At 48.0% G+C, this 20,346-nt stretch carries 19 protein-coding genes and 3 tRNA genes; 10 read left to right on the top strand and 12 right to left on the bottom strand.

Features of this window, described 5'->3' with window-relative positions; translation table 11 throughout:
* Window positions 1-111: 111 nt before the first annotated feature.
* The 3 genes from Q397_RS0105055 to Q397_RS0105045 all read left to right on the top strand — a co-directional run bounded on the left by Q397_RS0105055 (window position 112) and on the right by Q397_RS0105045 (window position 389).
* A tRNA-Glu gene (locus tag Q397_RS0105055) sits at window positions 112-187 on the top strand.
* 28 nt (window positions 188-215) lie between these two features.
* Window positions 216-291 (top strand) — tRNA-Glu (locus tag Q397_RS0105050).
* A gap of 22 nt (window positions 292-313) precedes the next feature.
* Window positions 314-389, top strand: a tRNA-Glu gene (locus Q397_RS0105045).
* Between the two features lie 64 nt (window positions 390-453).
* On the opposite strand, the gene Q397_RS0105040 is transcribed toward Q397_RS0105045, so the two are convergent.
* From Q397_RS0105040 to Q397_RS0105005, 8 genes are all read right to left on the bottom strand, one after another.
* Window positions 454-1,449: a response regulator gene (locus Q397_RS0105040; RefSeq protein ID WP_028878470.1), complete on the bottom strand. Its 996-nt coding sequence runs from the start codon at window positions 1,447-1,449 to the stop codon at window positions 454-456.
* A 23-nt stretch (window positions 1,450-1,472) separates the two neighbouring features.
* Window positions 1,473-3,875 (bottom strand): response regulator, encoded by a 2,403-nt coding sequence (locus Q397_RS21190; RefSeq protein WP_051609732.1) that lies wholly within the window; start codon window positions 3,873-3,875, stop codon window positions 1,473-1,475.
* A gap of 4 nt (window positions 3,876-3,879) precedes the next feature.
* Window positions 3,880-4,416, bottom strand: coding sequence for a heme NO-binding domain-containing protein (locus tag Q397_RS0105030; protein WP_028878469.1), 537 nt, complete (start codon window positions 4,414-4,416; stop codon window positions 3,880-3,882).
* Between the two features lie 145 nt (window positions 4,417-4,561).
* Window positions 4,562-5,230, bottom strand: coding sequence for a hypothetical protein (locus Q397_RS0105025; RefSeq protein ID WP_028878468.1), 669 nt, complete (start codon window positions 5,228-5,230; stop codon window positions 4,562-4,564).
* 10 nt (window positions 5,231-5,240) lie between these two features.
* Window positions 5,241-5,561: a peptidylprolyl isomerase gene (locus Q397_RS0105020; protein WP_028878467.1), complete on the bottom strand. Its 321-nt coding sequence runs from the start codon at window positions 5,559-5,561 to the stop codon at window positions 5,241-5,243.
* Window positions 5,562-5,653: 92 nt separating this feature from the next.
* A complete protein-coding gene (locus tag Q397_RS24950) occupies window positions 5,654-5,818 on the bottom strand; it encodes a hypothetical protein (RefSeq protein ID WP_156950635.1) in 165 nt (54 codons plus the stop codon).
* Between the two features lie 116 nt (window positions 5,819-5,934).
* The gene (locus Q397_RS0105010) at window positions 5,935-6,564 is read right to left on the bottom strand and encodes a TetR/AcrR family transcriptional regulator (RefSeq protein WP_028878466.1); all 630 of its coding nucleotides are present in this window, start codon (window positions 6,562-6,564) and stop codon (window positions 5,935-5,937) included.
* A gap of 50 nt (window positions 6,565-6,614) precedes the next feature.
* Window positions 6,615-7,025: an HIT domain-containing protein gene (locus tag Q397_RS0105005; RefSeq protein WP_028878465.1), complete on the bottom strand. Its 411-nt coding sequence runs from the start codon at window positions 7,023-7,025 to the stop codon at window positions 6,615-6,617.
* 31 nt (window positions 7,026-7,056) lie between these two features.
* Here Q397_RS0105005 and Q397_RS0105000 point away from each other — a divergent pair, with 31 nt between their 5' ends.
* From Q397_RS0105000 to Q397_RS0104990, 3 genes are all read left to right on the top strand, one after another.
* Window positions 7,057-7,395, top strand: coding sequence for a DUF1491 family protein (locus Q397_RS0105000; protein WP_028878464.1), 339 nt, complete (start codon window positions 7,057-7,059; stop codon window positions 7,393-7,395).
* Between the two features lie 142 nt (window positions 7,396-7,537).
* Window positions 7,538-8,302, top strand: a complete 765-nt coding sequence (hisN, locus tag Q397_RS0104995; protein WP_028878463.1) for a histidinol-phosphatase — start codon at window positions 7,538-7,540, stop codon at window positions 8,300-8,302.
* Window positions 8,303-8,487: 185 nt separating this feature from the next.
* The gene (locus Q397_RS0104990; RefSeq protein WP_338056274.1) at window positions 8,488-10,287 is read left to right on the top strand and encodes a PHA/PHB synthase family protein; all 1,800 of its coding nucleotides are present in this window, start codon (window positions 8,488-8,490) and stop codon (window positions 10,285-10,287) included.
* 58 nt (window positions 10,288-10,345) lie between these two features.
* Here the strand turns inward: Q397_RS0104990 and Q397_RS0104985 are convergent, their stop codons facing one another.
* Entirely contained in the window at window positions 10,346-12,709 is a 2,364-nt protein-coding gene (locus tag Q397_RS0104985) for an LPS-assembly protein LptD (protein ID WP_028878461.1), read from the bottom strand.
* Window positions 12,710-12,836: 127 nt separating this feature from the next.
* Complete coding sequence (locus tag Q397_RS0104980) at window positions 12,837-13,361, bottom strand: glycine cleavage system transcriptional repressor (RefSeq protein ID WP_028878460.1); 525 nt, start codon at window positions 13,359-13,361, stop codon at window positions 12,837-12,839.
* Between the two features lie 214 nt (window positions 13,362-13,575).
* On the opposite strand from Q397_RS0104980, the gene Q397_RS21185 reads away from it, so the two are divergent.
* Genes Q397_RS21185 through Q397_RS0104965 form a run of 3 tightly spaced genes read left to right on the top strand, consistent with a single transcriptional unit; the run spans window position 13,576 to window position 19,125 of the window.
* Window positions 13,576-15,561 (top strand): peptidase domain-containing ABC transporter, encoded by a 1,986-nt coding sequence (locus tag Q397_RS21185; RefSeq protein ID WP_051609731.1) that lies wholly within the window; start codon window positions 13,576-13,578, stop codon window positions 15,559-15,561.
* Window positions 15,554-17,752, top strand: a complete 2,199-nt coding sequence (locus Q397_RS21180; protein ID WP_084148948.1) for a peptidase domain-containing ABC transporter — start codon at window positions 15,554-15,556, stop codon at window positions 17,750-17,752. Before Q397_RS21185 ends, Q397_RS21180 begins: the two co-directional genes overlap by 8 nt.
* The gene (locus Q397_RS0104965; RefSeq protein ID WP_051609730.1) at window positions 17,749-19,125 is read left to right on the top strand and encodes an HlyD family type I secretion periplasmic adaptor subunit; all 1,377 of its coding nucleotides are present in this window, start codon (window positions 17,749-17,751) and stop codon (window positions 19,123-19,125) included. Before Q397_RS21180 ends, Q397_RS0104965 begins: the two co-directional genes overlap by 4 nt.
* Here Q397_RS0104965 and Q397_RS21175 read toward each other — a convergent pair.
* Complete coding sequence (locus Q397_RS21175; protein ID WP_038012872.1) at window positions 19,089-19,532, bottom strand: NUDIX hydrolase; 444 nt, start codon at window positions 19,530-19,532, stop codon at window positions 19,089-19,091. The genes Q397_RS0104965 and Q397_RS21175 overlap by 37 nt on opposite strands.
* Before the next feature lie 106 nt (window positions 19,533-19,638).
* On the opposite strand from Q397_RS21175, the gene Q397_RS0104955 reads away from it, so the two are divergent.
* A complete protein-coding gene (locus Q397_RS0104955; protein WP_038012871.1) occupies window positions 19,639-20,022 on the top strand; it encodes a cyclic nucleotide-binding domain-containing protein in 384 nt (127 codons plus the stop codon).
* Here the strand turns inward: Q397_RS0104955 and Q397_RS0104950 are convergent.
* Entirely contained in the window at window positions 20,019-20,267 is a 249-nt protein-coding gene (locus Q397_RS0104950) for a hypothetical protein (protein ID WP_028878457.1), read from the bottom strand. The two genes, Q397_RS0104955 and Q397_RS0104950, sit on opposite strands and share 4 nt — an antisense overlap.
* Window positions 20,268-20,346 lie beyond the last annotated feature (79 nt).

The following is a 20,346-nucleotide window of genomic DNA, read 5'->3' as shown; positions in this document are numbered from 1 at the left end:
GGACTGTTTTTAAGTCTTATTTCAATAAAATGAAAAAAGTTTGAAAAAAATTAAAATTAGCACTTGCCATGATCCGCAACCATCGTCTATAACCCGCTCACCAACGCCGATGACCCCTTCGTCTAGTGGCCTAGGACACCGCCCTTTCACGGCGGTAACACGGGTTCGAGTCCCGTAGGGGTCGCCATCGCGCTTGGTAAATGAAGTTGAATAGTGACCCCTTCGTCTAGTGGCCTAGGACACCGCCCTTTCACGGCGGCAACACGGGTTCGAGTCCCGTAGGGGTCGCCACTCAACTTAAAAAAACATATATGACCCCTTCGTCTAGTGGCCTAGGACACCGCCCTTTCACGGCGGCAACACGGGTTCGAGTCCCGTAGGGGTCGCCATTAAAAAGCGCTTTCCAGTCTCTGGTAGCGCTTTTTTATTGTCCGTTTTTTAGGGGGAGTGTGATCACTCCGCGGTGTTTTCCCAAGCGTCTTTGATTTGGACCAGATCGTCCTTCATGGCGCAAAACAGGGCCGCAAGGTCAGGGTCCAAGTGTGTGCCTGCGCTGTTGCTGATTTCTGCGAGCGCGTCATCGACGCTCCAGGGGGCCTTGTAAGGACGTTTCATGGTCAAGGCATCAAAAACATCGGCAATCGCCACCAGTCGCGCAGATAAGGGGATATCAGCACCTTTGGTGCCGGTGGGATAGCCTGTGCCGTCCCATTTCTCATGATGAAACAGGGCGATTTCTGCTGCAATCTCAAAAACGGGATTCTTTGAATGACTGAGAATTTCAAATCCGATTCTGGAATGATCTTTCATCACGGTCCATTCTTGCGCGTCTAATTTGCGCGGGGCCTTGAGGACGTTATCGGGAATACCGATTTTTCCTGTGTCATGAAGGGGGGCCGCTAACTCCAGCATTTCGGCATACTCGGGTGATTTTCCTGCCTTTAACGCCAATGCTTTGGCGTAAGCCGCCATGCGCCAGATATGTTGCCCGGTATCGGTATCATTGTAATGTCCTGCTTCCCCCAGCATCCGAATGGAGGCCCGCGCCAGTTCCTCCAACTGTTCTGTTTTTACCAGCGATAGATGGTTTTGGACACGGCGCAGCACGATTGGGGCAGAAACGGGTTTGGTAATGTAATCAACCGCACCGACATCAAACCCTTTCGATTCGTCCACCTCTTCGGTTTTGGCAGTCACAAAAATCACCGGTATACGGTGGGTCGAGGTATTTTCTTTGAGGGCCTGACAGACCTGATAGCCGTCCATGCCGGGCATCATGACATCTAGTAAAATGAGGTGGGGTTGCGTCTTTTGAGCGATCTTAAGAGCCGTTTCGCCATTTTTGGCAACGCGGATATTGTAATCATCAATGAGGATATCTTTGAGTACATCGATATTGGCTGAAATATCATCCACAATCAGGATGCTTTTTTTCTCACTGTTGCTCAAATCTGCCCCCTGTTCGATTTATCTCAATCCATTGTTTCAAGGATTTTGCGGACTATATTGGATGCTTCTTCGTATTCGTATGTATCGACGCTTTCTTGCGCTTTTATGAGCTTCTGGCGTATTTTTTTATCTGTGATCATGCGTTGGATCGATTTTAACTGTTCCTCTGATTGCACATCGTACTGGTCTAACATGTCCAAAAGAATGAGGAGATCGGCTTTCAAGCTTGTCTGGTCGGGTCGATCCGTCGCGGTGATGGTCGATGGTTGAGTTCCTTCATAAAAGTGGTCTTCAATCTGGTCGACGATATGGAGAAGTTCACGATTGAGTTTATCATAAAGATCGCAACGGGTGTATGATTCTGTTTCTTTGAGGGTCGATTCCAAGTCACGGGTATGGGCGTACAGTTTTGTTGCCCCGACAGTGGCGGCCAAGCCCTTGAGCGTATGCGCCGCGCGAACAGTCATGTCGTGATCTTTGTCGGCAATGGCTTTGCTTAAATCATGATGAAGGCCCCGCGCAACAATCCCAAAGGTGCGCAGAACTTCAATATAGATAGATACTTGGCCACCCAGATTGTTTAAGCTGCCTTTAACGTCAAGGCCTGCAATATCCGGGAGGTGAGCGGCCTCCTGATCATCTGTCTGGCTGCGGGTGATGGGGATCGGGCGTTTCTTGTGGGGGATGACGTTGTGCAATACTTGAAAAAGTGTCTTTGTATTAATCGGTTTCGAAATGTGATCGTTCATCCCCGCCTTAAGTGCGGCTTGCTTGTCAGATACCATCGCATTTGCGGTCATGGCGACAATGGGGAGGTCGGCAAAGCGTTTTTGGGCACGGATCAGCTTGGTCGCTTCATATCCCCCCATTACCGGCATTTGAATATCCATGAGGACGCAGTCATAGCTGTCGGTGTTCAGTTTATTTAACGCCTCTTTACCATTTTCGGCGATCTCTACGCTGAATTTTGCTTGTTCCAGTAATTCTTGTGCGACTTGCTGGTTGATGCGGTTGTCCTCTACGAGCAAAATGTGTGCGCCTTGAATATTTTCCACCGCGAGGTTTTTAACAGTCTCGAAGTTTGTTTCGACCACTTCCTTAAGAACTTCGTTCCCGAAAGCTTCAAGAATACTATCAAACAGGAAGGATGGATCGACTGGTTTTTGAATAAAAGAGGTCAGGGGAGTGGGGGTAACAGTCTCCTTCAATTCATCCGTATCTTCGTTGGTGATCAGGATAAGGCGGGCTTGTCCCTGAACGGCCAATTGGTTGCAAAAAGACAGCAGGTCCGGAGTTAGGTCATTTTCGAGATCGGATAGGCAGAGGATAATAAGGTCGTGTTGTTCCGTCTGATACATCCGTTGAATAGTGTCAACGCACAGACTGCTAACTGGTGTGACGTTTAAACCACAGCCGTTTAGATAGAGATGAAGACTGGCGAGGGAAACATCATGGGGATCAATCAGTAAGGCTGATTTGTCATTCAGTGCCTGAGGGAAACGATGTAAATCTGCCTCTATATCAGGGTTCTGGGAGAGCACGACACTAAAGCTGAAGGTGGAACCAACGCCTTGTTCGCTTTGAACGCGGATATCCTCATTCATTTTTTGTATGAAATCTTTGGCAATCACCAATCCAAGTCCGGTGCCTTCATACTTGCGGGTGTCGGTGTTATCGACTTGAGAGAAAGGTTTAAACAGTAATTTCTGCTGTTCTTGCGTCATGCCGATTCCGGTATCGGACACGGCAAATTCCAGTCGGCATTGCCCGTCTATTTCTTCGCACTTGGTAACGGCGAGTTTGACGTACCCGGTGTCGGTGAATTTAATTGCATTATAGGTCAAGTTTAATAAGACCTGCCCCAAACGGCCGGGATCGCCGATAAAGTGATCGTTAAGGTCAGGGGAGCGTTCGATAATGAAATCAAGGTCTTTCTTGCGCACCTTTTCAGACAGCATGTTTGTGAGATTTTGGAAAACTTGTCCCAAGGTAAAAGGGATGCGCTCCATCTTCATTTCCCCGGCCTCAATTTTTGAAAAATCGAGAATATCATTAATGATGCCAAGTAAGGCGACGGCGGATTGATGGATCTTTTTTAGATATTGCTTTTGCTTGGGACTGGGGGAGGTTTTGGTCATGCAAAGTTCGCTCAGCCCGATCATGGCATTCATCGGGGTGCGAATTTCATGGCTCATGTTTGCAAGGAAAGCGGATTTAGCTTTATTGGCTTTCTGTGCTTCCTGAACAGCGACGCTGAGTTCGATGGTGCGTTCGGCAACGCGTTTTTCAAGATGTTCCAGCGTTTTTTGCAGTTGCTGGTTCACCTCATAAAGTTCTTTGCTTTTGAGTTCCAGAATGTTCTCGGCTTCTTTTCGCGCTTTTCTTTCACGCTCGAAGCGTTTTTTCCATTTTTCTGCATCATCCATGGAATTAGGCTTTTGTGATGTTGAATTGTACTTTGTTACTACCATCCAGATCGACACGCTCAACAAGGAGCGGTTCGTTGAAATGCTCGCCGCACCCGGCAATTAGCCCATGAGCGAGATCGCCAAATGGTCGGGTGGAGGTGTATGTCATTTCCAGTTGGGTTTCAGAAATGCGCATGCAGTCAAATTTTGGAAGTTCCGCATTCGGGTACAGCTTGAGGACTTGGCGATGTATTTTGTCTTCAATCCCTTCAAGGAAATCAAGGGAGCAACCATTATCGGCAAAGAACATGGGGTATTTTTTGACGAATTGTCCAAATAGGTGGGCGCCAAAGACCTTGATGAGGTCGTCAATCGGTGTGCCGGTTTCCTCACTAAGTGCGACGACAAGTTTCACCATCTGTTTGTGGTCGTAATTTCCAACAGCGGTAAAGGCGGCGGTATCGCCTAAGCCCGCGTTTTCCAGGACTTTATCCGCCAGATCGTAAGAGAATCTCTCTTCGACCATTTCAAGAAATTCCGTAAATACAGCACCAAGCATTGAGCCCTCCTGAGAACAACAGAAAAATAGACCAATCGATCAACTTTATATGGGGTTCAATTTTTATAAAGTTGAGCTAAATCAATTTTGTATCAATTTGTTCAGGTGGGTTGTCTTTATCTGTAATCAAGGGAAGAGTTGCTATCTATCGATTTCTTTCGATAAGCTGACCTTTACGATTTAAAGTAAAGGCATGACATTCTACGCCAACGCCCTGATGTTCATGTTCAAGGGGGGTCGGCAGTCCGGTCATAATAGAAGGGGTGCGCTTGTAAAGGCGATAGATAAGCTGGGGGAGCCAGACTTGTCGGGTCGGCGGTTTGCTTGCTAGCCGTTTAAACTCTTCCGGGCTATCAAAAAAGGTACAGAGGCCGCCGCCTTCTGCTTTTGCCCCTAAAATAATGGCAAGGGGATAGCCGGGATGTTCTAGAAATTCGAAGCCTTCTCGCAAGGTGACATCATCGCCTACTTGTTCAATGACCACGCATTGCGGTACTTCTTCGCCCCACTTGGTCTCCGCAACACAGGAAGCCGCGACGCAGCGTGCCGCATCAATACCGGCGGCATCTTCCCAGTTGGGGTCGAACACTTTTTCTATGGAGGTGAGGGAGGCTTTTAAACAGAGTTCGCCTACATTCTTGGGTGTTTTCTGTTTTTCTTCGGATTCTTGTCGAATGCGCTCTTTGATCGGATAGATAAATCCGTCAGCGGCATTGTCGAATTGTGCAGGCGTTGAATAGAAAAAACCATAGCCAGTTCCGTCAAGACGTTTGACGAAAATAACTTCGGGATGTTCGAGATCAACGCCTGTCACAATGCACCTGTTAGGCTGTACGTTTGATCAGGTGATAACCGAAATCGGTTTCAACCACGTCACTTGTCGCGCCAACTTCCATGCTGAATGCGGCTTGCTCAAATTCCGGTACCATTTGGCCACGGCCAAACATGCCGAGATCGCCACCGTTTGCACCTGACGGGCAATCAGAATTTTTCTGCGCCACTTCAGCAAAGTCCGCACCGCCATCAATGTCAGACTTCATCTGGTTGATTTGTTCCAGTGCTTCTTCTTTTGTACGCGTTGCTGTTGAACGGGCAGAACCCGCATACATTAATAGAATATGGGCGGCGCCAACTTGACCTGACATAATGATTCTCCAGTTATATAAAAACAGAAGCGCCCAAACATTTGGACGCTTTTGCTTCAATCTACAACTGTCTTGTCAAAAAGAAAAGGGGGCTAGGCGGCTTTTTTGTCCAAGTGCTGCCTCGCTTTTTCAACCACCTGCAGAACATCATCTGCTTTAAGGTTGTCGCGCGCCATCACAAGTTCAACGATTGGATCGTTCAACAAATCTTTTAAATCAGGTTCTTCACCACGTTGGGACCATTTCGCCATAGTCATTTTCTATCTCCGTTTCGACGGTACCTTATTTTTTTGCTTCCTCGCTCACGGCGAGAAATCACACTATAGGTACGTCTTTCGTATAATGGCGTGACCTGGATCACACAAGTGACGAATTAATTAAGGTTGCATAACGAAAATATTGCACTGACGATCATGTCGGTGGCGATGTCGTAATCTTTATCCTCAAGTTTATCTTTATGCAGGACGACTTCCATCTGGGTGGCGAAGTCGGCGTAAGTTTGTGTCATCGACCAGATCAGGAAAAACATATGGGGAATATTAACTTCGCCCATTTTGCCTTCACGGATCCAGCATTTGATCACCTCGGTTTTACGCATCATCCATGGATTGATGTCGTCTTCCAGATGTTTTTTCAGGAAGGGGGCACCGCTGATAACCTCTTTTGCAAAGATGCGCGAGGCTTCCGGGCGGGCGCGAGATAGTGCAATTTTTGCCCGAATATAGTTTTCCAACGCTGTTTTGGGATCGTGACCTTCGACAAAATCATCGGCGGCCGTCAACCATGTGGTCAGGATATTTTCCATGACACGCAGGTAAAGATCTTCTTTCGTATTGAAATAATAATGAAGATTGGCTTTAGGAATACCCGCATTTTGGGCAATTTCAGCCGTGGTCGCGGCCCCGAATCCTCGCCGTGCAAAGACGACTTCTGCCGCTTTCAGGATGGCTTCTTCATTTTTTTCACGAATGCGTGAACGTCTTTTCTGCGTTTTGACTGTCATGGTCGAACCTATATCATCCCCCTATACAAACCCGAGATGGTTCTAATGCCTCAGGCGCGACTTTGCAATTGCTGGAATGTATCTTTCAACAATTGCAAACGGTCGCTGTTGGTATAAGGGAGAGCTTCTTTCTGACCCCAGACCGGACCGGGCCAAGTGGCATCGTCTTCAAAACGGGCGATGACGTGGATATGCAGCTGGCGAACCACGTTACCAAGGGCCGCGACATTGAGCGAGGTTGGCTTAAAGGTCTGTTCCATGACGCGAGAGGCAAGGTTGATGTCTTTTAAGACGGCTTCCTGTTGATCCATGCTCATGTGGTGAAGTTCCGTTACATCGGCGACTTTGGGGACGAGAATGAGCCACGGGTAATTCGCATCATTCATGAGCAGAACTTTGCAAAGGGATAACTCGCAAACCTCAAAGGTATCGTTGTTAATTTTTTCGTTTAGTTTAAACATAGTAAAACTTCTTATGTATGGGTGAATGCGAATGTCGGATCGATTGAAAGCCGGACTGTGGGTGAAAGCTCAACTGCGACTGTGTGATATTAATTTTATCTCCGCTATGGTCGTTCGTAAAGGGGATGAAGATTCCGGCTCGGTGTTATTGAAGGTTAATCGCTTTGGCGAGGGGTGCGCCGTCTTTGTGCCCGTTACGACCATTGACGGGGAGCGGGGCTGGATGCATGCGCTTAAGGCAGGTTATACCGATGAAAGAAGTTGTGATGAGTATATCAGCCGCCAAACGTCGCGAGATGAGGATTTATGGGTCTTGGAAATCGAAGACCCAAAAAGTGCGTATAGTCTGGATGCAAAACTTGTTGAATAGCCGTTGCTGAGCTACCTTCTTAGTCAAATGTTTTTAAAAATTAACACAGGTGACTGTTGTCTGCGCGTCTTTCCAGACGTATACATAGGCTAACGAATATTTATTATTTTCAGACAGTTGTCGCTGATGGAGTGAACGCCGTATGTCACAGGAATTGTTAGAATTTGCCGAAAGTCTTTCTGAGGCATCCCGCAAGGTTATCAAACCATTTTTTAGAAGCAATCTGGGGGTGATTGACAAAGCGGATGATAGTCCGGTCACGGTGGCTGATAGAAATGCTGAAGCCGCGATGCGTGACTTGATTGAAAAGCACTATCCCGATCACGGCATTTTTGGGGAAGAACACGGCATCAAAGAAGGGGATGGCAAACATATGTGGGTGCTCGACCCCATCGATGGCACGCGCTCGTTTATTTGCGGTGCGCCTTGGTTCGGTACCCTTATTGCTTATCTGCAAGATAACAAGCCGCAAATCGGTGTGTTGGATGTCCCAATGATGCAGGAACGCTGGGTCGGCACGGCTGAAGGTACCAAATATAATGGCGAGTTTTGTCGGGTCCGAACAGGTGTGGTGCTGGAGGAGGCGAGCTTGTTTACGACCGACGAAGGTTTGTTCAGTGATGATCAGCGCACGGCATTTGGTCGCGTAAAGTCAAAGGTCAAATGTACCCGTTTCGGGACGGATTGCTATGCGTATGCGTTACTTGCTAGTGGACATATTGATCTGGTGATTGAAGCAGGCTTGCAAGCGTATGATGCGATGGCATTGGTGCCGGTGATTGATGGGGCAGGTGGAATCGTTACCGGATGGGACGGTGAACCCGTGACCCTAGACTGGGACGGGCGGCTTGTCGCGGCGGCAACACCGGAATTGCATGAGCAGGCGCTCGCGCTGCTGGCAGGCTAGGCTGGCTTAATTACAACTTGGTAAACAAAGGGTTGGGCCTATTTGTCGGTTGCTTGGAAATGTAGGGGATTTATTTGCAAGGTTTTTTCCCTTCTAACGAGCAACTTCAAATTTGACATTAATCCAAAATTAGATTGAACTGTGCACAATGTATGTGAACAAAACATTTTCGGGAGGAATGGGGATTGTCTGAAAAACAGCCAAATATGCTGAACGTGGACCAGCAGGAAATATTAGACTCAATGCAGGATTTTGCGGATCGCTCTCAGCGGATCATGACAAAGTTTCTGGAGGCACAGGCCGAAGATGATGGCTTTCAAATCCCTGATCCATATGTGGTTGGCAAAGCCTTTTTAAAGGCATCGACCCAATTGATGCAGGACCCGCAAAAACTGGCGGAAGCTCAGATGGGGTTATGGCAGGAATATACGGCCTTATGGCAGCATGTGACCCAACGGATGCTGGGGCAGACGAGCGAGCCTGTCGCCAAACCGGTCAGTGGCGACCGACGCTTTAAAGATGAGGCGTGGGAGGAAGAAATCTATTTTGATGCGGTGAAGCAGTATTACCTGCTGACGGCGCGTTGGATTAAAAGCACCATGGCAGATGTCAAAGGTATTGATGAAAATACCCAAGCCAAGGTCGATTTTTATACCCGAAATTTTGTTCAGTCCCTTTCGCCCAGCAACTTTATCGCGACGAACCCGACTGTCTTGAAAGAAGCTGTGGAAACGCAAGGCAAAAGCTTGCTCAAAGGGTTCCAGCATTTTCTGGATGATCTGGAAGAAGGTAAGGGTAAACTGCGCGTATCCATGACGGATGTGAAGGCATTTGAACTGGGTAAAAACGTTGCTTCAACGCCGGGGAAGGTGGTGTATCAAAATAGCCTGATCCAATTGATCCAATATGCGCCGTCAACGGATAAAGTGAATAAAAACCCGCTGTTGATCGTGCCGCCATGGATTAACAAGTTTTATGTATTGGATTTGCAGCCCAAAAACTCTTTGATCAAATGGGCCGTGGATCAAGGCCATACGGTCTTTGTGATCTCATGGATTAACCCGGATCAAACTTTGGCCCATAAAGACTTTTCTTGCTACATGCAGGAAGGCCCGGTGACAGCCATTGACGTCATCCAAGAAATTACGGGTGCTGAACAAGTCAATATGGCGGGCTATTGCATCGGTGGGACGTTGACCTCTTGTACACTGGCTTATCTGGAACGTATTGGTAAAGCTGATAAAGTTAAATCTGCAACCTTGTTTACGACCCTGACAGATTTTGTTGATGCGGGTGAAATTCGCGTCTTCATTGACGAAGAACAGATGGACCTGCTCGATGCGCATATGGAACGTCTCGGTTACCTTGAAGGGTCTGAGATGTCGCAGGTGTTTAACCTGTTGCGTGCTAACGATCTGGTCTGGTCTTTCTTCGTAAATAACTATTTGTTGGGGAAAGAGCCGTTCCCGTTTGATTTGCTCTATTGGAACTCTGATCCGACCCGTATGCCAGCGATGATGCATAAGTTTTATTTGCGTAAAATGTATCTGGAAAACAAGCTGTCCCAACCGGACGGTATTGAGCTGAATGGGGTGCCAATTGACTTACGCCAGATCAAAACGCCAATGTATATGATTTCGACTCATGATGATCATATTGCGCCTTGGAAGTCGACTTACACGTTGACGCAGCTGGTCAGCGGGCCATGTAAGTTTGTTCTGGGTGGGTCCGGGCATATTGCCGGGATTATTAACCCGGAAAATTCCGGCAAGTATGGTTACTGGACCAATACAAAGAAAACCGCTGATCCCGATGAATGGCTGAGCACGGCCACTCAAAATGAGGGATCATGGTGGCAGGATTGGAAGAAATGGATTGGCCGCCATTCTGGTGGGAAGGTTGAAGCCCGTGAACCTGGCAACAAGAAATATAAGCCGCTTGAAGATGCACCAGGCTCTTATGTCAAAGTAAGAATGGTTGATTAGTCTATTGGTCAATCAATAATGAAAAAGGGTGGTCTTGGACCACCCTTTTTTTATGGGGTTAGAAGAGGTCGATACCGCCGAGGTTCTTAAGCTCTAGTCTGATGGTGATTGAATCTGCAGGCTCAATGTCACGGTCATCAGAGAAATTGCGTCGGAAATCAAGGTAGAGTTCGGTGCACTCATCTGCATAGCCAACTTTTCCCCCGTAAGAAACGCTTCCTTTCGGGGCGTTCATACGATAGCGACCATCGATGGAGGAGTACCAGTTTTTGGAAATTTTATTTTCCAGACTCCCGTAGATTTCCTCACGTGTGCCGTATTCGGCATCATCGCTCTCACTCTCTACATAGAGGTGGGAGAGGGTAAATTTGGTTGAATCAGGCCCAACGGTCATGGCTGTTTCACTACGGTTCAGTTGCATGTTGCTTTTATCAAGACGGAAACGATAGAGGAGGTCGAGGTAGCGTGAGGGGCTGACTTTTATGCGACCGACGAGATCGGACAGGTTATCTTCATGGCCGGAGTTGAGGCCGTAGGTTCCATCATTTCTCAGACGGTAGCTTTGCCCCATGAAGATCTCACTAAAGCCGCCTTCTTGGCCGTAAATACCCCAGTTAAACCCGAAGTCGACCCGTTGACCGCCGTCAATCCGGTCAATCCCTGAGAAGCGGTTGGTCTTGAATAGGTTGGTATCGTCGAATTCAAAGTCCTGACTATCTTCATTTGGGATTTTATAGTTGTTGCCAACGTTGGGGGCGGCGGACACTTTTATGATTGGCTCCAAAACTTCGTTTGCACGTCCATCCATGTGTGACCGGCTAAGTGGTTTCTTCCATTCTAGAGACAGGCTAGGAACAACGCGTGCTTGTGCGCCGGTATATCGACCGGGTTCATTGCCTGTAGAATAGCCTGAGACATAATAAGCGGCTGTGATCAGATTGGCATCCAATGTAATCAAATCACCGGTTGAGGATGTGTAAGGTACAACCCAGGATGTGTCGGCAGAAAGACGGGTGGTTCGTCTGTCATTCTTGCTGTTGATGCCATACATATTCCCGTCGAGGCGAAGGTAGGATCCCGTCGAAGACGGTGTGCTAATATGCTGGAATTGATACTCCAGTTTCCCATCCTGCAGATCGTTTGTGTTTGCTTCGCGCTGTTCCTGATAAATGTTCAGGTTGGCTTTCATATAATTTCGTTTACGGAAACCTTCGAGGTACAAATCTGAGGTGAGATGACTGTTTTCGGTGTTGTCGTCCATGCCATATCGGCGAATGTATGTTTCGTCTGAGGCATGATTGACGTCGAACCCCCAGCGCCAGGTCTGGTTAATATCAAACAGTCCCTCTGCATCGATATGACCGCGAAACTCTTCTTCTGTGGCATCTGTCGATCCGGGACCGCCATCTGCATAAGTCAAGCTGCCCCGTAGACTCATTTCGCCATCGGTTGTGTGCTGACGGTACTCTGCATCCATATGCAGTTGATCCAGGTCATAATACCATGTTGGAATTAGGGTCAGGTCTTTTGATGGCCCCATTTCCCAAAAGTAGGGAGTGCTGATGAACCCGTTAAGGTTTCCACGGCTGCCGAAGCTGGGGGAAAGGAAGCCTGTTTCGCGCCGCCGACTAGGGTCGGGATGGGTGAAGTATGGAAAATACATGACAGGTATGTCATAAACTTCAAAGAAAACGTCGGAGTATTCGATACGTTTTTGCTCTGCGTCATGCTGAATTTTTTTTGCGGATAAGTTCCAAAGTGGCGGCCTTTCCGGATCGTCCGCGCATTTGGCGCAGGGCGAATAGGTTGCGTTATTTGCAATAGTATAACGCCCCTCTTTTCTCTCCGCGCTTTCGGCGGTAATGGTGGAACGGTCGCTGAGTGACAAAACAAGCTGCTTTGCCACCCCACTTTTGAGGTCAGAAGTGATTTCCAGATATTCGGTCAGGGTCACATTCCCGTCCGCTTCAATAACTTGGACATTCCCGGATGCGGTGACGACATTTTTATTTTGATTATACGAAACTGTATCTGCAATCAAAATCCGCTCCCCATGTATAATTTCAACATTCCCGGATGCGGTGATAATGCCAAGGTCTTTATGGAAACCAATTTCTTCAGCCGAAAAAGCCGTGTTGGGTGCATTCGTGAGCGTTGGTTGGGCGCTATAAACTTGCGGGGGCGTAAAACTGCGGGTAGGGGGATTTTGAAAACGCTGGCTGAGTGTGTCTTTATTTGAAACCTGTTTAACTTGTGGTGTGGCTGTTTGTTTTGGCTTGAAATGTGACCGGGTATCGAGCACCCCCATAATGGAGAGTTGAGCAAAAGCGGGGAGAGTCTGCAAAGTGACAAGCGCAGTGCAAGTTGCAAAGACCGTTTTTAGCGGCAACTGTAAGCACTTATTTTTTTTGTTCAAAGACATACCCAATAACTCTAATCAAGACACAGCAAAAGCGCGCGGATACTAGAAAATAAATGCAATCCGCGCAAGTCTATATCATGTTGCCTGTCAGGGGTTTCTATTTCGTTAAGAAGAAAGGAAAGCTGTTTTATAGCACTTCCCACTCACATGTGAGTTTCATTTCGCCAGCCGTATTTGCGATGGTGGCCTGACAAATCTCGGCTTTTTCTTCAGGGAGCCAAACGGATAGTTGAACAAAATACTGATCTTGTGTGCCGTCAGGGATGCGATCCGCATTCAGGCGGACGATATTGGCATGATATTGTCCAAAAACTTCGCATAGTCGTGCGATAAGGCCCGGTCGATCCCCGCCGGTAATGGTGACTTTATGGGTTATGGTGCCGGATGGGCCTTGGTTTGAGTCAAGGTTGAAAGGCGAGACTTTGACGTCCGCCCCCTCTAGTTGGGCAAGGGCGTTCAGGCTTTCTTCGATCTCTAACGCTGTGGTGTCCGGTGGCAGGGCGCTGACTGTGGTGAATTCAGCGCCACTCCCCAAAACGTTAAAATTGGTTGCAGACAAGCTCATGCCCAAGTCAAATAAAGTACCGGTGATAGCAGCGATGAGACCTGATTGATCTTGGGCGAAGACAGAAATAAGTACTGAATTTCTCATGAGGAACGGTCCTTTTCTTAACAATTTGTTTGCTAATTTCTGACTAGACTAAAGCGTTAAATACGGTTGTGGCAAGGTTTGGTTTGTAGGGTTTTGAATTATAACGCACAAGTAGATAAAATTTTATCTAAATTACTGTGATATTCTGGCGTTATTGAGTATAAAGTAAAGAATAGTGGTTGTGTTTTCACTTTTGGTTGAAAAAGCGTTCTAGATGTTTTATCGAGAAAAAGACAAAAAAATAGATTGGCTCGATCGTTTGGGGAAAAGTTCAAAGATACCTTTTGGTGTTTTTGATATCCTCGTTGCGTCGTTGTTTATCAATCTGTTGTCTTTGGCGATGCCTTTGTCTCTGCTTCAGATCTATGATCGTATTCTCCCCAATAGTTCTTTTAATACCCTTGCGATGCTGATTGCCGGTATTGCACTGGCGTTGTTGTTGGAAGCTGCGTTAAGGATTGGGCGTTCTTATCTTAGTGGCTGGGTTGGGGCGCGCTTTGAACATATGGCGGGCTGTGCTGCAATCGAACGTATATTGTCCACCAGTGTCAACGACTTCGAAAAAGAAGGCTCAGGTGTACATTTGGAGCGTATTGGCTCGCTTGGTACCTTAAAAGAGTTTTATGCGGGCCAAGCAATGATGACGTTGTTTGATCTGCCCTTCGCTTTTATTTTCCTTATGTTGATCAGCTATCTGGCGGGGAGCCTGGTTTTTGTTCCAATCGTTCTGATTTCTCTTTTTGCATTTAGTGCGTGGGTTGTGGGGAAAGCGTTGCGCGGGTCGTTGGCGGAACGTATGGAAGCTGACGAACGACGTTTTAACTTCATCATTGAAGTTTTGGGCGGTATCCACACCTTAAAATCGATGGCGATGGAAACCCAGATGTTGCGTCGTTATGAACGTTTGCAGGAAGCATGTGCAAAAACAGATTATGATGTGACCAAACATAGTTCTACGGCCATGGGACTTGGGGCTTTGTTCTCGCAATTGACCATGTTTACAGTCGTTGGATTTGGCAGCACTTTTGTGATCGATGGGCAACTGACCGTTGGCGGATTGGCAGCTTGTACTATGTTGTCCGGTCGGGCCATGCAACCGCTACAGCGTGCTGTAGGGATTTGGGCACGTTTCCAGTCTATTCAGTTGGCACGTGGAAAACTCCGTGAAGTTTTTGAATTGCAGCCGGAGTCAGAAAGTAATCTCCCCGCCATCGGGAATAACTATCGTGGTGGTGTGGAGCTACGAGATGTGACACTGCGTTTCAAAGACGATGGTCCTGCACTGTTTGAAAATGTTAACCTGAAGGTCGAGCCCGGTCAGATCATCGGTATTTCCGGCGGCAACGCCAGTGGTAAAAGTTCGCTTTTGTACATCATGATGGGGGCGATGCGTCCGACATCTGGTCAAGTCTTGATGGATGGTATGGATTTAAACGAACTCGACCCCTCAAGTGTGCGTCGAAAAATTGGATATTTGCCGCAGCATGGGGTTTTGTTCAATGGGACAATCCTCGAAAACCTCACCATGTTTAAGTCTGAGCTTGAGGACAAAGCTTTGCGAATGGCGCGTTTGTTGGGCTTGGACGATGTGGTTGCGCGGATGCCGTTAGGGTATGACACAAATGTCGGTAACGGCGCTTATGATTCCCTGCCGCGCGGGATTAAACAAAGGGTGGCCATTGCCCGCGCCTTGATGACGGATCCGGTTGTGTTGTTGTTCGATGAAGCCAACGCTGCCATGGATAGCGCGGGTGATCGCGTTTTGACGGAATTTTTAGAGCAGGCGCGGGGCAAGCGGACTCTTATCCTTGTTTCTCACCGTCCGTCCCTGTTGAAGATGGCCGATGAGATTTATGATTTAAATGATGGCAATCTGGAAAAACGTCAGCCCCAAGCGCATCAGCCTGCGAACGTGCGCCCCACTGGTCAGTCCGCACCGCAGCAGATCACGCAGCAGGAGGTGACACCACCGAAGCCGACAGAAAAACCTGAACCTCCAAGGACTTCACAAGGTCCACAGGACGCGAAGACGGTCTCCAAGCCTGCGGGGGAGCAGGGGGACGTGGCGGAGAAAGTGAAAACCGTGAAATCCAAAATCCAGGTTATTCCGCCCAAAAATGAAAAGGTTGATCCAACTGCCCAGCCGAGATTTATCCTGAAAAAGAGAAATAAAAAAGAAACGGATGGAAAAGATGGCTGAAGCATTAGGTCAAATTGAGGTGAAGCAGGTTCCCGTTGATGCGCCAAGAAGCATATTGACGCCAACGGCGGACTCAATCAAAAAATCACCCCTGTTAGCGAACTTACGAGAAATTTCGGATTTTGCCGCTTGTTTAGAAATCCTGCTGTTGGCATTGAGCTGGCGTGGACAAGAACGCAATATTGCGGAAGCCATGCCGCACTTTGCGGACGAGTTGGATTTGACCGGCTTTCGGAATGTTATGGCTAACCTGCAGTTTTCTAGCCGACCGGAACGCATGGACCTGCACAAGATCGATCCGCGCTTGATGCCTTGTCTATTCGTGCCGGATGATGGCGCGGCTTGCGTACCTTTGGCGCGCAGTGATTTTGGCTTGCGCGTATTTGATGGTGGCGAGGGCGACTATCGTACCCTAACGGGTAAAGAGATGGTGCGAAAAGGGACAGCCTATTTCTTTAAATCGGTAGATTTTGAAGAGCAGAAGATTGTCCAGCACAAGATCGGCTGGTTTTGGATGGTGATGGAACGGTTCCGTGCCCTCGTTTATCAAATTCTTGGTCTGACCCTGTTGTTGAATTTGCTGGCACTGGCGACCCCGCTGTTTGTCATGGCGGTTTACGATAAAGTTGTTGCAACCGGATCGATGTCGACCTTGGCCTACTTTGGCATCGGGGTCAGTATTGCGATCATTTGTGATTATGTCCTACGGCGTATTCGAACGCGTATCTTCGCCTTTGTGGGGGCACGGATTGATAATATCGTCGGCAACGAAGTTTTTAAGCGGATTATGTTTTTGCCGCCGGCCTTTACTGAACGTGCGACGATTGGGGCGCAGGTTGCCCGAATTAAAGATTTTGAATCGGTGCGAGAGTTTTTCACAGGCCCAATGGCGGTCGTTTTGTTTGAAATTCCGTTTTCCTTCATTTTTGTTATCGTCATTTTTATTTTGGGCGGTCCGGTTGCGCTTGTTCCTATCTTTATGTTGGTGTTCTTTTGGCTGACGGCCTTGGCTTTTGGGCCGATGGTACGTGATGCGATTAGTGCGACCGCGCGATTTGGCTCCAAACGTCAGGAACTGGTGATCGAAACCATTTCCAATATGCGCGCAATTAAATATACCAATGCCGAAGACACATGGCTGGCGCGTTATCGCGAGTTGTCGGCGCAGTCCTCGATGGCAAGTTTTAGATCTGCACAAGTGACATCATATTTGCAGACGATTTCGCATGTGTTGATGATCTCCTCGGGCGTGGCAACCATTGCGTTTGGGGTCTTTCGGGTGTTTGAAGGGGCGATGTCGATTGGCGGACTGGTTGCTTCAATGATCTTGGTCTGGCGTGTGTTGGGACCGTTGCAATCTGGCTTTGTGACACTGACGCGGGTTGAGCAGGTACGTTCTTCGATTACGCAAATTAACAACCTTATGAACATCAATTCTGAACATAAGGATGATATGGTCAATTCTAACCGAAAGATTGAAGGTTTTATTGAATTTGGCCGGGTTTCTCTTCGATATTCACCGGATGCCGATCCGGCGTTGGTCGGTGTGAATTTTGATATTAAGCCGGGTGAAGTGTTGGCCGTCCTGGGCGGGAATGGATCGGGTAAATCCACCATCCTGAAACTTCTTTTAGGCATGTATATCCCGCAAGCAGGCAGTATCCGCATTGATCAGACCGACATTCGTCAGCTTGATCCGGTGGAACTGCGTCAAATGATCGGGTATGTCCCGCAGGCAACTCAGTTTTTTTATGGTACAATTGCGCAAAACCTGCGTTTGGCAAACCCGGCGGCGTCTGACGAAGAAGTGGCGGACGCCTGTCGTAAGGCCAACCTTCTGGATGATATTGAAGCATTACCCAAAGGGTTCTGGACGCGCATTGGTGAAGGGACTGGCGGTCAGTTGCCATCCAGTTTCCAGCAACGTCTGAATTTGGCGCGTTGTTTCATTAAAAAGCCGAAGATTATGTTGTTCGACGAGCCGGGCAATGGCCTTGACTTTGAAGACGATCAGGCCTTTATGAAAACAGTATCTAAAATGAAAGAAGAGGGCGTGTGTAGCTTTATGGTTACCCACCGTCCAAGCCACTTGAAGATCGCTGACAAAATCCTTTGGTTGGAAAATGGGCATATGAAAATGTACGGCCCGACAGATGATGTGAAACCCCACTTACCGAAAGAATTCCTATGAGCGGTAAAGAAGTTACAAAAAATACTCAGGGCCATAAGCCGCTGCATCCGGTTCATTTTAAAATCGGTTCACGACAGACACGCTATCTCGCTCAATCTGTTGTGTTGGAAGAGGCCGGCAGCTCTTCGCTTATTCGTGCGGGGATGATGACTGTCGGGATCGTGATCATTGCTTTTATTTTATGGTCTTACGTAACGGAAGTGGACGAAGTCTCTATTTCCTTTGGTGAAGTGGTGCCCTCTAGTCAGATCCAGACCATTCAGCACCTTGAAGGTGGGATTGTGTCAGAAATTTTGGTGCGCGAAGGGCAGATTGTAGAAGCCGGTGATGTGCTGTTGCGTTTAGATCCCGCCGCCGCCTATTCCGAACGAGCACAAATGCAGGCGCGTCGTGCCTCCCTGCTGTTGAAGGCCGAACGGTTGCGCGCTGTTGGTTTAGGGCGTGAGCCTGACTTTTCAATTGTAGGCAAGGAATATGCAGCACTGATTAAAGATCAGCAGACAATTTATGATGTAACAACGAGCGCGCAGCAGAGCAACCGTCAGGTCTTGATCAATCAGATCGAACAGACACGCACCGAACTGGACGTGTTTGACGAACAAGTCTCCACCATGCGCCAGCAGGTCAGTATTGTTGAGGATGAACTGCAAATGCGCGAAGACCTCTATAAGCGAGGTTTGTCGTCAAGGGTTGTTTATTTGGGGCTGAAACGTGAAGCCAATCAGGCGAGGGGGGAGGTTAACAAGCTTGTCCAGCAACGTCTGAAGGCCCTAGAAGCACATGAGGAAGCCCAAAGCCGCTTGGCGCAGGACATCGCACAATCAAAGGAACAAGCTTTACAGGAAATGGGGTCGGTGACGTCAGAGCTTGCACAGATCCGTGAAGGCCTGGCGAAGTTGGATGATCGCGTAAAGCGTCTTGAGGTGGTCGCCCCTGTACGTGGGATCGTGAAGGGATTACAGGCCAACACGGTCGGCGGTGTTCTTGCACCCGGTGCGACCATCACAGAAATTGTTCCGCTGGATAAAGAGCTGATCGTAGAGACCAAGATCACCACGCGTGATGTGGGGCATATGCGGGTCGGCCAACCGGTGACGGTGAAAGTAACCAGCTTTGATTTTGCGCGATATGGCGGCATCACGGGGGAATTGACGAGTATTTCAGCAACTACTTTTATGAATGAGAAAGAAGAGCCTTATTATAAAGGGATTGTGACGCTTGATCGTAGCTATGTGGGCTATGATCCGGAAAATAACCGGATTATGCCGGGGATGACGGTTCAAGCGGATGTGACAACGGGCAAAAAGACCCTGTTGCAGTATCTCTTGAAGCCGGTCTATTCGTCCGTCAACGAAGCCTTCCGCGAAAGATAGGATTTCTCAATAATCAATTGGGTGTTTTTTGGCAGGTTCATTCCTTGAATTTGGTCGAAAGGCACCCATTTTGCGTTTGTGGCGTCGTCTAGGGCACGTAGGATACCTGATTGATACAGGCAGGAGATTTCGATCAGCGTGTAGTGGTACTCCACCTTTCCCTGCTGGTCACGATGTATGGAATCGAGGCAGTCAATCAGGAAATGATCGCAGGTTTCAATGTTTGTCTCTTCCAAAACTTCGCGCTTGGCGCCTTCAATGATGGTTTCACCAAGGTCTTGGGCTCCGCCGGGCAGGCTCCAAACGCCCTTATTCGGGGCTTTTGAGCGTTTAATGAGCAAAATATCCTGCCCCTTATGAACGACGACGCCAATACCAACCCAAGGGCGAGCTGGGTACTGTCTCATTTTCAACCCTTTCGTTTTTTTCGTTGCTTTATTGGACCTGATTGCATAAGTAATTTAAACTGATAAATTACTGAAATACTATAATTTCGCTCGAAAGGTCTTGTGAATGGCTCAGGGACATGCGGCTAAACGTTTCATAGAAAGAAAAGTCTTCTATTCAGGCGACAGGGTTTTCAAAGAAGGGGAACCGGGGGATCGCGCCTATATCGTTGAACGCGGCATGATTGAGATTTTCAAGCTGGTCGATGGCAAAGAAGTTGTTTTAGGGACCATCAATAAGGGCGGGATCTTTGGCGAAATGGCCTTGATTGATAATTCACCGCGTATGGCAGCCGCCCGCGCGGTGCAACAGACCACACTGGTTGTGATCACCCGCGATATTTTTGAAAGCAAGCTTGCAAAAGCTGACCCCTTCGTGCGCGGCTTGATTAATATTTTCGTTAAAAATATCCGTCGGATGGGTCAAGAACTGGTGCGCTACAAGACCTAACTGTCTTGGTCCTGCGCCGAATAGTTGTCGGCCTTGCCACTCATAATGTTAGCCTGATGTTTGACGCTACCAAGAAACTGTTCATCTGATTGGGGGTGGACAGTGAAAATATATTCTTTGGCGACGGCTTTTTCTTCAGCAATTTTTTTAGCTTCAGCTTCATTCTCCGCCTGAATGTGAATAATGGAAACGCCATTTTCACCTTTGTCAGTTGCGTAGACGTATTGAATGACCCAATTTTGCATTGAACTCTCATTTCGTTCTTTTTTATTCAATACAAAAACTATACCATGCCCTCCTGCGACTTTGCAGCACCAAATTTAC

Origin of the sequence: Terasakiella pusilla DSM 6293, assembly GCF_000688235.1 — a bacterium.
GTDB lineage: Bacteria > Pseudomonadota > Alphaproteobacteria > Rhodospirillales > Terasakiellaceae > Terasakiella > Terasakiella pusilla.
Note: the sequence above shows the minus strand (reverse complement) of the source record. Positions and strands in the feature narration are given on the sequence as shown.

Coding starts and splice junctions, on each gene's coding strand:
- Q397_RS0105000 (WP_028878464.1), top strand. CDS start 7,057: ATGTCGGATCGATTGAAAGCCGGACTGTGGGTGAAAGCTCAACTGCGA.
- Q397_RS24950 (WP_156950635.1), bottom strand. CDS start 5,818: ATGACTATGGCGAAATGGTCCCAACGTGGTGAAGAACCTGATTTAAAA.
- Q397_RS21175 (WP_038012872.1), bottom strand. CDS start 19,532: ATGAGACAGTACCCAGCTCGCCCTTGGGTTGGTATTGGCGTCGTCGTT.
- Q397_RS0105005 (WP_028878465.1), bottom strand. CDS start 7,025: ATGTTTAAACTAAACGAAAAAATTAACAACGATACCTTTGAGGTTTGC.
- Q397_RS0105020 (WP_028878467.1), bottom strand. CDS start 5,561: ATGTCAGGTCAAGTTGGCGCCGCCCATATTCTATTAATGTATGCGGGT.
- Q397_RS0104965 (WP_051609730.1), top strand. CDS start 17,749: ATGAGCGGTAAAGAAGTTACAAAAAATACTCAGGGCCATAAGCCGCTG.
- Q397_RS0104980 (WP_028878460.1), bottom strand. CDS start 13,361: ATGAGAAATTCAGTACTTATTTCTGTCTTCGCCCAAGATCAATCAGGT.
- Q397_RS0105010 (WP_028878466.1), bottom strand. CDS start 6,564: ATGACAGTCAAAACGCAGAAAAGACGTTCACGCATTCGTGAAAAAAAT.
- Q397_RS21190 (WP_051609732.1), bottom strand. CDS start 3,875: ATGGATGATGCAGAAAAATGGAAAAAACGCTTCGAGCGTGAAAGAAAA.
- Q397_RS21180 (WP_084148948.1), top strand. CDS start 15,554: ATGGCTGAAGCATTAGGTCAAATTGAGGTGAAGCAGGTTCCCGTTGAT.
- Q397_RS0105030 (WP_028878469.1), bottom strand. CDS start 4,416: ATGCTTGGTGCTGTATTTACGGAATTTCTTGAAATGGTCGAAGAGAGA.
- Q397_RS0104955 (WP_038012871.1), top strand. CDS start 19,639: ATGGCTCAGGGACATGCGGCTAAACGTTTCATAGAAAGAAAAGTCTTC.
- Q397_RS21185 (WP_051609731.1), top strand. CDS start 13,576: ATGTTTTATCGAGAAAAAGACAAAAAAATAGATTGGCTCGATCGTTTG.
- Q397_RS0104985 (WP_028878461.1), bottom strand. CDS start 12,709: ATGTCTTTGAACAAAAAAAATAAGTGCTTACAGTTGCCGCTAAAAACG.
- hisN (WP_028878463.1), top strand. CDS start 7,538: ATGTCACAGGAATTGTTAGAATTTGCCGAAAGTCTTTCTGAGGCATCC.
- Q397_RS0104950 (WP_028878457.1), bottom strand. CDS start 20,267: ATGCAAAATTGGGTCATTCAATACGTCTACGCAACTGACAAAGGTGAA.